We start from the raw sequence: 13,771 nt of genomic DNA, 5'->3' as shown, positions 1-13,771 counted from the left end.
GTCCATTAGTAATTAACAAATATTTCTACACGCCGGTTTTTTGCCCGACCTTCTACTGTTTTATTATTGGCCAGTGGATTCTGGTCACCGCGTCCTTCAAAACGAATATTCTGGGCTGGGATACCTGATTGTTTTAAAAACTGAGCAACATTAGCCGCGCGCTTTTCTGATAAAACCTGATTATTAGGAAATCCCGGTTTATTAATTGGCATCGTATCGGTGTAGCCAACAACAAAAACACGCCCTTTGACCCGGCGAATCTCATCGGCAACCCGCTGAAGAATAGGTTGCATCCCGGTAACCACGTTGTCACCACCCACAACAAACATGGCATCGCCACGGAAAGTCACCTGACTTTCCTTATCCGTTTCAACTACTGCGACCAACCCCTGGCTTATTTCTTTTTTCAGCAGCACCGCCAGCCGCAGACGTATCGGTTGGCTTACTGGTAGAACCGGCATCCGCTTCAGACTCTGCATATGTTCCTGCAGCTGCGTCACCGGTGCTATCAGCAGGTACTTAAAGGCAATAAAACTCACCGTCAGTATTACCCCGGCCAGCAATAACGATACCCGCACCGGAACATAAATCCGCTGACGGCTTTTCCCGCTATATACCGGCATTGCATGCGCAGACAGTTTATCTGGTGGACTATCACGAATACTTTGTAACAACACCAGCAGACGTTGTCTGATACGCGTCAATTGTCGCTCACCATTTTCAATAATGCTGTAGCGGCCTTCAAACCCCAGTCCGAGAATACGCAGCAATATTTCCAGAACATCACTATATTCGCGGGGGTTCATTGATAACCTGCCAACTAACAGAAAAAATTTATTTCCGCCGTCATTGTCTCCTTCAAAATGGTTAAGAAGATTACTTTGCGACCATCCTGATTCAATGCCCCAGGGTTTACCATGCGCCGCTTCATCTAAAGAAGTGCACAGGCAATAACGCACTATCGCCATTTTTTTCCATGAAATATCCGCTTCATCACACACCACACTAAAAAGCGAAACTTCATTCTTTAATGCCTGTTTAAGCAGCCACACCTGATCTTTACTTGTTACCGTGTCCGGCATTTCACTGAGTGCACGCAGCAAGGGCTGCGCCGCTTCCAGTAACGGTACTGGTGAAGTCATAACCATCGCTACGCGCTGCTGAACACTGGCACTTCGTAACTGACTGACGTCATAAAGTGATGACGCCTTGGCCTGATCTGCATCCGCTTCGCTTTTATTTTTACTCTTCCCGGCGAAATTGAACAAATCGTCACGGTCAAGTAAAAACCCCCCCTGCGACTGCGGATCGTTTCCATCTAATTTGTCGGATGAAAACCCAGAAAACTCTTTGGCCGGGTTTGGTTCATTACTCACAGCCATTAGTCTCTGATTCCCCAAAGTTCCATTTTTAATCCAGGAAAATCACCAGCAACATGGATCGCAATTGCGCCAGTACTGGAGACTTTTTCCCAGAAAGGACCTGATTTATTGAGTTCAAAATAGACATAACCGGCACTGTATGGAATTTGCCGCGGAGGCACCGGCAGTGCGTTAATTTCAAGTCCCGGCAAGTGCGAACGTACCAGCTCACGTAGCTGTTGTGGCGCACTGATTTTTGCCTGAGCTGCATACTGATGTTGCAATACGTCCATTGGAATCTGAGCAGATACCGCCAGTACCAGACTGGAGAAACTGCGTAATTCTGCCGGCAGTAACGTTGCCGACCAGACACCGTTTCCTCGCGACTCCAGATCAATCACCTGACCAGCCCGCACCAGAATCTGATTAAGCAACTCATGCACATCATCCACTAATGGCCGGATTGAGGCATACAGCTGAGCATGTTCATAACCAGGTGCCTGGCGAGGCCGTCGTGTCTTCACGCGGATAAATGTCGAGAGCTCACCGGCAAACTTGGCCAGCTCCTGATAAAAAGCAATCGGCGGTAATTCAGGAATATGGCGAAAGTGATCAAACACTGGCTCATATTTATTAAAAATCTGCAGCAATAAGTAATCGACGATTTCCGCACTGGCGCTGGCTTTGCCGTCGCTACCAGATAAACGTCCCGCCAGCATATCGGCGCGCATTTTGACTAAGCCATTAAGATGAGTCAGCCATTCACGCAGCAAGCCGTTCGCCGCATACCCTGTCACCGGCGGAATATAATCATCGGCATGCAGTAATACGCTGCCATCTGGCTGAATTGCCCGCACGCGTGTCAGAGGTAAACCGATCCATGACTCGGTCATCTCGCCTTCAGAGACCAGTCTTAGCCTTAACTGCGCCAGCTGAACCGGTTTCGGTCCTTGCCGGATAGCATTGGTATCATTTAATTCTGCTTCTATGGCATAGAAACGCGCCAGTGAACCACTGTCATTGCCGTCAAATATCGTTTCGTCACTGTTATCCAGCCGCAGTGGAACCGCGAGATAAATCAATTTTCCCAGATGTTCGGGCAGAATGGTCAGGGGATCAGGCAACGCAGCATGGTCGGGAATATCAAATGGCGTGCCATCGGGTAACACCCCGCTTCCGGAGCGCATGACCAGTTTGCCGTACGCTAACGCTTCGCGGTCAAGTTCATATTTAGAAAATCCCCAGAAAAATGGGGTAATCACCGCCGCCCGCTTATGAGCGAAATATTCATGATAACGCTCTTGTTGCTGAAATAACTGGGGACGAAGGAAAAGGCCTTCACTCCAGACGACTTTGTTCGTTCTCATAGTCAATTCACTTTTCTATTGAGGTCGTCAAATATTCCATATGAACTTTGACGACTGGACGCCATTTCTTATTTGACGGCCAGAATATCCTGTACCAGGCGTCCTTTGGTCTCTCTGGTATTTTGTATACCGTTTTCCAGTTTGAACGTGTGATATCACGATACTCTGTTACAAATCCCATCGCGCTGGTACCATCATCAACAGGTAATTTAATTTCAATGTCTTCCCCTGGCGTAATAATAAAACTTTCCGTTTTCATCATTGCAACTGCCTGACTATTGCCACTATTAACATCATCAAAATCGGCATAAAAGGCATTCTGAAAATCACTGATGTTTTTCAACTTATAAATTGCCACTCTCACCGGCGCAGGATAATTATCATTGTCAGGGTTAATATTATTATCTGCTTGAAATTTTATCAGCACCTCTTTCGCTGCGTCCTGTTTTTTTTCATTATCACTTGCACTACATGATGCGATTAACAAACTTAATGTGATTATTAGCAGATTTATCGCAAAGTGATAATTAAAAAAAACTCCATATTTTTTATTTTTTGTGATCATGTTTTTTTCACTGCTTTTTCTATAACCCCTGCGGCAGAAGTCGCAGGGGGAAACAAGGGCAATCAGGAGTTCAGATTAGCTTTAACATCATAGCTAGCTGAAATAGTACCAGATTTATGTCCTTCCGCATTCTGCATGACGTAGTCCTGCGTCATCTTAGTGAATGAGAATTTCACGCTTTCACGCGGACGCGTTTCGTCACTAATTGATCCGAGCATTTCAACATGAGTAATAATGACATCAGTAAATTTAATAGTCAGATACTCAAGAGGATTACCTCCTGCTTTACGCACCACAAACTTAATATTTTTGATATGTTTTCCTGATAAACAATAACTCAAAAGATTAGGGCTGGCTTTATCAGTGTAGTGTTCGAAAAGAAAATCTGAAACCGATGCTTTGCCTGAGCCACCACCTGAACCACTGTGCATATTAGAATGCTGTGACACATCCCACTTCCATGCTAAAACCTGAATTTCATCTTTATGATTGGAATCTAAAGACTCACCGTCGATTCCATCAATTTTAATGAACATATCTTGAGCCATAATGTCCTCTTTTATAACGTTGATTGATATTCCCTAATACGACGTATAGGTAACTAAAGTCCTTATGTGTTATTCACATAATTCCTGTATTTTTCCTTTTAAGAAAAATTACACACACTATCACCTGTATGGCGATATTTAAAAAATATAATCAGGCAACGTCTTTCAGCGATGGTAATTTAGCAACCATACGCAAAGAAACAGTTAAACCTTCTAGCTGAAAATGTGGCCTCAGGAAAAATTTCGCCTGATAATAACCAGGATTTCCTTCAACATCTTCAACAATAACTTCAGCTGCAGCGAGTGGTCGACGAGCTTTATTTTCCATGGTTGAATTAGCCGGATCGCCATCGACATAATTCATTATCCAGTCATTTAACCAACGCTGCATTTCATCACGTTCTTTAAAAGAACCGATTTTATCTCTCACGATACATTTTAAATAATGTGCGAACCGCGAGCAGGCAAACAGGTAAGGCAAGCGTGCCGATAGATTCGCGTTAGCGGTTGCATCAGGATCATAATATTCAGCTGGTTTTTGCAATGATTGTGCGCCAATGAAAGCTGCATAATCAGTATTTTTACGGTGTACCAACGGAATAAAACCGTTTTTAGCTAATTCGGCTTCCCGGCGGTCGGAGATAGCAATCTCAGTCGGGCACTTCATGTCAACGCCACCATCATCTGTCGGGAAAGTATGACAGGGCAGACCTTCTACCACCCCTCCACTTTCCACGCCGCGGATCAGCGTACACCAACCATGCTCTTTGAATGAGCGGTTAATATTTACAGCCATGGCATAAGCGGCATTTGACCAGACATATTTACTGTGGTCGGCACCGTCTGTGGTCTCTTCAAAGTGAAATGCATCGACCGGATTGGTGCGTATACCATAGGGCAGACGCGAGAGAAATCGTGGCATCGCCAGACCGATATAGCGTGAATCCTCTGATTGCCGCAACGAACTCCATGCAGCGTATTCCAGATTCTGAGTAAAAATTTTCGTCAAATCGCGCGGGTTGGACAGTTCCTGCCATGAATCCATTTGCAGCACCGTCGGAGAAGCACCGGCAATGAAAGGAACATGTGCGGACGCAGCCACTTTGCCCACCGAAGCCAGCAGATCAACATCCGGAGCAGAATGATCAAAAAAGTAATCCGCCACCAGGCAACCGTAGGGTTCACCCCCCAGCTGACCGTACTCTTCTTCGTAGATCTTTTTAAATAGCGGGCTTTGATCCCATGCCACACCTTTGTAACGCTTCATACTACGGCGCAGATCATCTTTCGATATATCCATAAAACGCAATTTGAGTTTTTCGTCTGTCTCAGTATTAAAGACAAGGTAATGCAGTCCTCTCCAGGCACTTTCCAGAGACTGGAATTCCTTATGGTGTAATATGAGATTAATCTGCTCAGATAGTTTATGATCTATAGCCTCAATAATAGAAGCAATTGTTTTATAAGCGTCATCAGACATTGTCAGGCTATTTTGCAGAGCCTGTTCAGCTAAGGTTCTTACCGCGCCTTCCACCGCCGCTTTTGTCTGTTCAGATTTCGCCTTAAACTCTTTGCTGAGTAACGTATTAAAATCATTAAATTTTACTTCTGAGTGTTCGACTAGCGGCACATCCTTATTGGATAGTTCTTTTGTTGTGGCCATAATTCCCTCTTTTCCTATTTATCCTGAAGCTCACCTGCATGGCTCTCTTGCTTCTTTGGGGAAGCCGCCAGTGCTTTAAGTAACGCTTTGTCCTGCAGCATTTTCATCACTAAATCTTCAGCTCCGGATTTACCGTCCATATAGGTCTGTAAATTTGCCAGCTGCGTCCGCGCATCCAGCAGTTGTGCCAGCGAATCCACTTTTTCAGCGATGGCATCTGGTGAAAAATCACGCATAGATTCAAACGTCATATCCACCATCAGCTGTCCTTCACCTGTCAGAGTGTTCGGTACAGCAAAAGCCACGCGCGGGCGCATCGCTTTCATTCGCTCATCAAAATTATCAATATCAATGTCGAGAAAATGCCTTTCAGCCACCGAAGGTAATGGCTCCAGCGGCTTGCCGGATAAATCCGCCAGTACCCCCATGACAAAAGGAAGTTCGACCTTTTTCTCAGAACCGTATATTTCGACATCATATTCTATTTGCACTCTCGGCGCCCGATTACGTGCAATGAACTTTTGCGAGTTGTTTTTGCTACTCATAATATTGTTTCACCATTTTTAACTTGGCAATTGAAAAAAACATCATCTAACGTTTCTTAATAATAATTAAGAAACGTCATGGGCATAAAAACCTTAGTTATAAACCAGATCTATTCCAGAAAATGCATATACGCTACCTGGCGTAACACGTCTGGAACCATTTGCGTAATAGGCTGCACTAAAAAAATGTGTCACATCGTCGCCTCCTGATGGAATATTATATGATTGATAGCTATAAGGATCATCAACAACCATTTGTATCGATGCCTCATTACGAATTCGTATCTGTACAGCTTTACTCATTCCGCTAGCGGTACTATTTAATAAATTACCTGTTCTTTTATCCACCTGATTACCAGCAGAGACAAAACGAAGATTAATTTTTTGACTCGCCGGACAGGCGCGCAGAGTAATATTAAACTGCTGACTACCCGCTTCATTACCATCATTTTGTAGTTTAGTGGTAGACACGCTGGGCAAATTAACCGTTTCGTCTGAACTACCTTTATTTATACTGATGCGACAGGTTTCATCCTTATAAATCCCACTGAACTGCACCGGAATGCGGCAGGCACCGGAAGATGAGCAGTAATCGCTGGCCAGAAGCGCAAAGCTGCTTAATATTCCTGTCGCCAATACCATCAGCCTGACAAATTTTCGGTACGCTTGTCGCATTAATTTTGCGTGCATATTACCTCCAATTGAATAATTTTTCCTCGCTTAGACGTTGACTTAATTTCAGCAGATGAAAGGGCATGGCAATGCATTTTTTTGCCGTTAACCATGGCAAACAGCGCTTCTTTGCCCGGTTGCCAGCCACGCACAAACGCCTGACCACCCTGCCCGACAATGCCCTGGCTGATACCTTTTGCATTTTGCAAATCGGTACCAATCGGTAAGGTTTCGCCTTTATTATCCTTAAGGGTTAATATCATTGGATGACCCGTGATCGTTTTGACCTTGACAGGCACCGCAGCCCCTAATCTCGGCACAACGACCTTTTCGTTTTCAATAAGATCAACATCCATCGGTAATCCTCTGGCATTCAGCGACACCGTATTTTCCCGGTAAGGTGTTAATGAAGGCATAATCGCATAGCCGAAACCATCTACCCGACTGCCATATCCATTCAGCAGTCTGGCGCCTTTCGCACCCTGAGCATCAATAATGGCAAAAGGCGCGTCACCCAATGCTGGTCCCATCGTGACCCCTCCCGGATGCGCTACTACACTGCCATCTGCCGATAAAGAGAGCTGGCTGGCGCTATGATTATTCACAGAAGCTGTTGCGGAGAAACGACCCATGCCTGACTGATAACTCATATTTCCGGTCAGCATATTATTCGCCTTATTACCGGTATCATGATTCATGGTACCGCCTATGCCATAATTAAATTCGTTCTGGTCACCCTGACTACCATTAAGTAGCGTCTGGAATTGTGTATTACCATTATTATTGTGTGACACACTGCTATACAGCGAATTGAATACTGGCTTCTTATTAATAAGATCATTACCAAGCGGCACATTAATTGATAAAAGAACACTATTTTCATTTTTATAATCTTTATTAAGTGTGCGCATTGCAGTCAACGCATAGCTGAAGTTTTTCAGCTGCTGGTTCAGCGTTAAAGTATACTGCCGCAACGAACTGCGATTACCCCAATAGCTATACTGATTTCCAGTAAGATACAGGGAAATATTTTCAGAGATCTGTTGTGATAATGTGAGAGAAATACGCTGACGCTGCCTGAAATCAATAAACCTGAAGTTATCCTGATCGACATTATTACGCGCCATACTGGCTTCACGAAAGGAATAATATCCCCCGGAAGAATATCTGTAAGCACCAATAAGTAAATTTGTCTTAAGACTACTAATATACTTTGTATAATTTATTTGATAGCTGGTTCCTGCTGATTTTTTATTGTCTGATAATTCCGATCGTGCATGAATGATAGACAATGAAATGCCACCAAAGGGGGTGTTAATGGCATTACCTGCCGCTACTGACTGATATTTTTCACCAATCTGAACGCCACTAAACAGTGTCATCAGATTAGACAAGCCATAACGATAGCTGCCCTGTACGATAAACGGATGTTTTTTTACCATTTCATCTTTAAGTTGTCCGACGGAGAGTGCGAAATGGGAAATGCCCTGATGCAATAACATCGGAGGGGCAGAATAAGGAATATTTATTCTTTTTATACGTCCGTCTGCTTCGGTAATAATCATTTCAAGATCACCACCGTAGCCCATTGTACCAATATTACCTAATTCAAACGGGCCGGGCGGTACCACTGTTTCATAGATAATCGACCCACGTTGCCTGACGGTCACTTTAGCGTTAGTTTCTGCAACACCACGCAGCACGGGAGAGTAGTTACGCAGAGAATCGGGCAGCATACGCTCTTCAGACTGTAAAAGTATCCCACGTAGACCGTAACTATCAAAAATATCACCGGAGGTATTTTTCTCACCAAAAACCAGCTGACTTTTTAATCTGGTAATATCACGTTCGGCATAAGCATTGAGGTTACGGGTAGATGAAGGTCCCTGGCTGCTCAGATTGGTATTGAGTCGGTTTCGCAAACGCCACTGGCCAATATTCACGCCAGCGAACAGCCCAAGATTGCCGGTGTAATTATTTTTCCTGGCATCGTTGTTTCCTCCATTGTGCATGGAAAAAACGTTAGCACTATAATCAAGAAAACCAACCGTTTCACCTGCTTCCCATAAGCTGGGATCGGTATAGCCACGGGGTAGCTGGTTGATATAAATTTGTGGGATTTTTATATTTAATTCAAAGTCACCGGCATTGTATTCACTTTTACCCCATGGCACCCATTCATTGATAAATCTGCATTTATCTAAATCCATGCCATCTTCAGCCTTGATGCGAATACCGAGTTCTTTTAACTGGCGAAATGACAGGCAGGCCTCTGCGCTTTTTTTATCCTGGCGCAGAACAAAATCCACCGTCATCTTTCTTCTGGTCTCACCGTTAACCAAAACGGTCACTTTCTGCTTGCCTGGCGGTATAGGATTGTTTTCGCTAAAGCGTGATACATCAATGCCATTGCCATGCAAAAATTCTGGATTAAAATCCATTGAGGCTTCGTTGTTTTCTTCATCAGATAATACAGGTTGCTGAGGGGCAGCCCATCCCTGACGAAAAAAAAGAACACTGCCAATTAATGTTATGGTGAATGGCAATGATATTGGGCGGTATTTAATAAAAGAACTTGTGCCGGCTGCTCCTGGAAACCTCACGTTCTATACTCCCTGTATGTAGTCTGACATTGTTTTTATGTCAGTTCTTCCTAGTTTAATACTATGAAACCATACTTTATTTCTTCGCATCCTCACTATAGATACCAGAAGGCAATAAAGTTAGCCTGGAATTTATAACTGCGCCGTAATCATTAATTAATCCATAATAAATTCCAGTGATTTTTTCTCCGGAGATGGTCTTTTTTATTGGATAAAAAATGGCAGATGAAAACGGAGAAACCATTTTAACATTTAGTTCTGTTTTTTTTCCCTGACTTTCCACGGTTAATTCATCAAATGAAAAATAATATGGCGTAGGATTGGTAACTTTAACACCAGTCCCCTTTTTTGGGGTATTCACCACCTGCCACTTCAGATTTTTCTTTAACATTGATGAGTTGCTATTAGAAATAGAGGATGGACGATAAAATATTTTTATTCGGGTCCGAAAGGCAAGATCCAGCCGCTGCTGACTAACGTGTTCAGTAACTTTAGGAGGAATCTCCAGCATATTAAACCAAAAAACAGATTCACGATTCTGTGGTAAGTTCATTCCATTGTATATTAATCTGACACTTTGCCCTTTTCCAGGTTCAACCCGATAAATTGGTGGCGTTAAAATAAATGGAACTTTAATATTATTAAGATTACTATTCAATTTATCCTCATCAACCCATACTTGCACAAGCGCAGGCTGACTTCCTTTATTATTAGTACGAACATCCACTTCATTCTCGTTCGCAGGAAATATAATTCTGGTACCACTAATAGTCATATTTGCGATAGATGGAAAGCTACATGTCAACATCGCTAATACGAATAATATTATCCTCATTTTCATTTAACGCCCTTATTTCATTCCAAATTGTCTGATTTCACTAACGCCTGTATTCCTGTACGATAAAAATGTGACTCGTCGATTGACGAGTCACAACTGTAAAAAGCGCTGTTACAGTCCGTTAAAATCAGGGATATGCAATTACATATTGTACATTCGCATTTACTTTCCCTGCTTCAGCTGTTCCTGTAGCATAATAACCGCCGGCAAAATACATGGTGGCTTCATGTGAACTATCGTTAACCTGATAAGGATGACCGGTCTGACCAATATTTACCTGGCTGTTGTCATCCATGTTATAAAGCCTGACCTGAACATTTGAAGCGCCACCACCGGTTTTGGCAATGATGTTGCGTAAATTACCGGTGGTCGGATCATAACCACTGTTCTGAACGGCTTCAAAATGCGCGGATACTCTTTTTACAGATACCGGGCAACTGACTACTTCTATTTTAAAAGCGGTTGTCCCGGCAACATCTCCGGCAGATGCCAACCTTGCAGTTGCAATGGTTGGCAGCGTAACAATGATATCTTTACTGGATTGCTTTACCTGACAGGTATCATCAGTGAGAGTTCCATTAAACGTAACTCTGCCATCGGGTGCTGCATGGACATTAAAACAGGCAGCAGCCCCTACCATGAGCAATGCATTTTTTAATTTATGCATACTAAACTCCATTTATTTAGACAAAGAATAAATAATTACCATTTAAGCACAAGTGATTAAAGCTTAAGTTATCTTCCCTCCTCTACAGTTACCTTTATTTCATTATTAATTGAGTCAACTTCAAGACTGACCCTGCCATTATCCGGCAAGTCCTGGCTACTCAATATTTTCTTGCCAATTTTAGGTAGGATATTTTTTTCAATAAATCTAATCAGAAGACGTGCTCCTGTTTCACCTACCCGGCACTGAGAAACAATAAACTCAACAACATCCTCACCATAATTCAGTATCAACTTATGCTGTTGGAACAGGCGATTGTTTACTCTTTCCAAATGTAAACTAACAATATTATTAAGAATTTTTGGTTGTAAAGGTAAATAAGGAATGATGGTCACTCGTCCGAGAAATGCTGCCGGAAAAGATTTCAGCAGTGCCGGCTGGAGTGCGGTTAACAGTGCTCCTGGAGTGGGTGCTGTTTCTTTATCAGCATAAAGCTGTTCAATCAGTTCACTCCCGCTATTACTGGTTAATAACAGGACGCTATTTTTAAAATCAATTAATCGCCCTTCACCGTCTTCCATCTGACCTTTGTCAAATACCTGGAAGAATAATTCATGTACATCGGGGTGGGCTTTTTCAATTTCATCAAGCAAAACCACGCTGTAAGGACGACGGCGAACCGCCTCAGTTAACACCCCGCCTTCGCCATAGCCCACATAACCCGGAGGCGATCCTTTCAGGGTCGAAATAGTATGCGCCTCCTGATATTCACTCATATTTATCGTTATCAGATTTTGCTCACCGCCGTACATACTTTCAGCAATTGCCAGGGCCGTTTCCGTTTTCCCCACGCCAGAAGGACCTACCAGCATAAAAACCCCAATTGGTTTACGGGGATCCGCCAGTCCGGCACGGGCGGTCATTATGCTTTCGCTCAGTTGCTCAAGGGCATACTCCTGCCCAAACACGCGATCGTTGAGACGCTGCGGTAATTCCATTACTGCACGCACTTCATCCTTCATCATCTGACCGACGGGGATACCGGTCCAGTCACCAACAATGCGGGCAATAATCTCTGCGCTTACTTCTGCATGCACCAGCGCTTGTTCCTGACGCAGCGAAGCCAGCATTTGCTCCTGTTCCGTCAGACTTTGCCGTAACGCCGGCAACACCGCATCGTTATTTTCAATCGCTTCAACAATTTGCTGGCGTTGTATCACGATACTCACGACGCACTCGCGTTCTGCCTGCCAGCGTTGTTGCAATTTTGCCTGCGCCGCCTGGGTTTCGCGAATCGTCGCATTGAGCTGTTCAATGCGTGCCTGATGCTCGGTACCGAGATAACGCGCTTTGTCCAGCGACCTCCGTTCTTTTTCAGCCACTTCACAACGCCAGTTTAGCTGCTGTAATTCTGCGGGCGGGGTAAATTGCGCCATCGCGACGCGCGCACAGGCGGTATCGAGTAAACTGATTGCCTTATCTGGCAGCTGGCGGGCGGGAATATAGCGGTGCGAAAGATGTACTGCCGCCTGCACAGCATCATCGCTAATTAACACATTATGATGCTTTTCCAGCGAAGGAATCAGTCCACGCAGCATTGTTGATGCGCTTTCTTCGTTAGGTTCTTCAACCTGTAATACCTGGAAACGTCGGGTTAAAGCCGGATCTTTTTCAATATGGCGTTTAAATTCAATCCAGGTTGTCGCACCAATAATACGAATCTGCCCCCGTGCCAGCGCCGGTTTAAGCAGATTGGCAGCATCCCCTGTACCAGCATTGCCACCGGCTCCAATCAGAGTATGGACCTCATCAATAAATAAAATAATGGGGTCTGCGGAAGCAATTGCTTCGTCCAGTACCGATTTCAGTCGGGCTTCAAATTCTCCTTTCATACTGGCGCCCGCAGCAAGCGCAACAATATCCAGTGACAGCAACCGCACTTCGCTGAGTGCCGGCGGAACTTCACCCGCAACAATGGCCTGGGCAAATCCTTCCACCACTGCCGTTTTACCGACGCCGGCTTCACCGGTCAGCAACGGATTATTTTGTCTTCGCCGTAACAAAATATCCGTCATGGTGGATATTTCATGGCTGCGACCTGATATCAGATCAATCTTTCCTTCTTTAGCTAACGCAGTAAGATCTGTCGTAAACTGAGCAAGTTTAGCGTTGGTCTGATCATTTAGCGCCTGGCTAGCTTCACCAGGAAGAGAGCCATCATAATAATTTGTCCCGTCTGTAGCGGACTCATTGGCTTCTGGTGAATCACGCGTAATGTATTCAAGATCGCTACTTAACGCATCCAGAGCGACATTTTCCAGTGTGGGTAAAACCGTCAGTAATGCACGCCGAAGTTCCATATTGGTCAGCAATGCCAACAGCAGATGTCCACTACGAATCCGACTTTCAAAGTATTCGAGACTGGCACATACCCAGGCGCGCTCAATGGCCAGTTCTATATGATAAGAAAAATCAGATATTGCTGTAGCGCCAGCAGGCAAACGGGTAAGTTCACGGGTCAGCGCCCGCTCCAGCTCTTCGCCATCGATATTAAAATAACGGACAATACATTTTATGTCGTTGTTATCATGATGCCACAGTTGATTAATCCAGTGCACCAGCTCAACATAAGGATTACCGCGCATTTTGCATAACGAGGTCGCGCTTTCAATTGTATTGAAAAGTGTATAGTCTAACTTTCCGAATAGATTCTTCCTTAAAACAGCCACAATTATCCCTTTACTGATGAGAGTTATTCCATAATCTTTACCGACTATACTATTCACATTCAATGAAATTAAAGCATAACTTTAAAAATCAGAATTAAAGAAAAAAATAAAAATAGTTGGGATTAAAAAAGATAAAAATCGACAACAAGTCACTTTTTCATTGCGGACAAACATAATATTGTATTATCTTACCTAGCAATTGTGTACCGCAGG

Annotated in this window: 11 protein-coding genes; all 11 read right to left on the bottom strand. The window is 43.9% G+C overall.

Annotated elements, in window-relative coordinates; genetic code table 11:
• Nucleotides 1-5: 5 nt before the first annotated feature.
• The 11 genes from tssL to tssH all read right to left on the bottom strand — a co-directional run bounded on the left by tssL (nt 6) and on the right by tssH (nt 13,558).
• Nucleotides 6-1,382: a type VI secretion system protein TssL, long form gene (tssL, locus tag BL249_RS14755; protein WP_099706282.1), complete on the bottom strand. Its 1,377-nt coding sequence runs from the start codon at nt 1,380-1,382 to the stop codon at nt 6-8.
• Nucleotides 1,382-2,728 carry a type VI secretion system baseplate subunit TssK gene (gene tssK, locus BL249_RS14750; RefSeq protein ID WP_099706281.1) on the bottom strand — a complete coding sequence of 449 codons (1,347 nt, stop codon included), beginning with the start codon at nt 2,726-2,728 and terminating at the stop codon, nt 1,382-1,384. Before tssK ends, tssL begins: the two co-directional genes overlap by 1 nt.
• 7 nt (nt 2,729-2,735) lie before the next feature.
• Entirely contained in the window at nt 2,736-3,293 is a 558-nt protein-coding gene (tssJ, locus tag BL249_RS14745) for a type VI secretion system lipoprotein TssJ (protein ID WP_099706280.1), read from the bottom strand.
• Nucleotides 3,294-3,355: 62 nt separating this feature from the next.
• Entirely contained in the window at nt 3,356-3,841 is a 486-nt protein-coding gene (locus BL249_RS14740; protein WP_099706279.1) for an Hcp family type VI secretion system effector, read from the bottom strand.
• Nucleotides 3,842-3,992: 151 nt separating this feature from the next.
• Nucleotides 3,993-5,504 carry a type VI secretion system contractile sheath large subunit gene (tssC, locus tag BL249_RS14735; RefSeq protein ID WP_168174293.1) on the bottom strand — a complete coding sequence of 504 codons (1,512 nt, stop codon included), beginning with the start codon at nt 5,502-5,504 and terminating at the stop codon, nt 3,993-3,995.
• Between the two features lie 14 nt (nt 5,505-5,518).
• Nucleotides 5,519-6,049, bottom strand: coding sequence for a type VI secretion system contractile sheath small subunit (gene tssB / locus BL249_RS14730; RefSeq protein ID WP_099706278.1), 531 nt, complete (start codon nt 6,047-6,049; stop codon nt 5,519-5,521).
• A gap of 93 nt (nt 6,050-6,142) precedes the next feature.
• The gene (locus BL249_RS14725) at nt 6,143-6,739 is read right to left on the bottom strand and encodes a fimbrial protein (RefSeq protein WP_143354795.1); all 597 of its coding nucleotides are present in this window, start codon (nt 6,737-6,739) and stop codon (nt 6,143-6,145) included.
• The gene (locus BL249_RS14720; protein WP_342633900.1) at nt 6,724-9,324 is read right to left on the bottom strand and encodes a fimbria/pilus outer membrane usher protein; all 2,601 of its coding nucleotides are present in this window, start codon (nt 9,322-9,324) and stop codon (nt 6,724-6,726) included. Before BL249_RS14720 ends, BL249_RS14725 begins: the two co-directional genes overlap by 16 nt.
• A gap of 76 nt (nt 9,325-9,400) precedes the next feature.
• The gene (locus BL249_RS14715; protein WP_099706277.1) at nt 9,401-10,165 is read right to left on the bottom strand and encodes a fimbria/pilus periplasmic chaperone; all 765 of its coding nucleotides are present in this window, start codon (nt 10,163-10,165) and stop codon (nt 9,401-9,403) included.
• Between the two features lie 124 nt (nt 10,166-10,289).
• The gene (locus tag BL249_RS14710; protein ID WP_099706276.1) at nt 10,290-10,829 is read right to left on the bottom strand and encodes a fimbrial protein; all 540 of its coding nucleotides are present in this window, start codon (nt 10,827-10,829) and stop codon (nt 10,290-10,292) included.
• Nucleotides 10,830-10,897: 68 nt separating this feature from the next.
• Entirely contained in the window at nt 10,898-13,558 is a 2,661-nt protein-coding gene (gene tssH / locus BL249_RS14705) for a type VI secretion system ATPase TssH (protein WP_099706275.1), read from the bottom strand.
• Nucleotides 13,559-13,771 lie beyond the last annotated feature (213 nt).

Origin of the sequence: Erwinia sp. OLFS4 (assembly GCF_002752165.1) — a bacterium.
Classification (GTDB): domain Bacteria; phylum Pseudomonadota; class Gammaproteobacteria; order Enterobacterales; family Enterobacteriaceae; genus Izhakiella.
The sequence above is the reverse complement of the archived record's forward strand: the minus strand, read 5'-3'. Positions and strand labels throughout refer to the sequence as shown.

Coding starts and splice junctions, on each gene's coding strand:
- tssJ (WP_099706280.1), bottom strand. CDS start 3,293: ATGATCACAAAAAATAAAAAATATGGAGTTTTTTTTAATTATCACTTT.
- tssB (WP_099706278.1), bottom strand. CDS start 6,049: ATGAGTAGCAAAAACAACTCGCAAAAGTTCATTGCACGTAATCGGGCG.
- tssL (WP_099706282.1), bottom strand. CDS start 1,382: ATGGCTGTGAGTAATGAACCAAACCCGGCCAAAGAGTTTTCTGGGTTT.
- tssC (WP_168174293.1), bottom strand. CDS start 5,504: ATGGCCACAACAAAAGAACTATCCAATAAGGATGTGCCGCTAGTCGAA.
- BL249_RS14710 (WP_099706276.1), bottom strand. CDS start 10,829: ATGCATAAATTAAAAAATGCATTGCTCATGGTAGGGGCTGCTGCCTGT.
- BL249_RS14740 (WP_099706279.1), bottom strand. CDS start 3,841: ATGGCTCAAGATATGTTCATTAAAATTGATGGAATCGACGGTGAGTCT.
- BL249_RS14725 (WP_143354795.1), bottom strand. CDS start 6,739: ATGCACGCAAAATTAATGCGACAAGCGTACCGAAAATTTGTCAGGCTG.
- BL249_RS14715 (WP_099706277.1), bottom strand. CDS start 10,165: ATGAAAATGAGGATAATATTATTCGTATTAGCGATGTTGACATGTAGC.
- tssK (WP_099706281.1), bottom strand. CDS start 2,728: ATGAGAACGAACAAAGTCGTCTGGAGTGAAGGCCTTTTCCTTCGTCCC.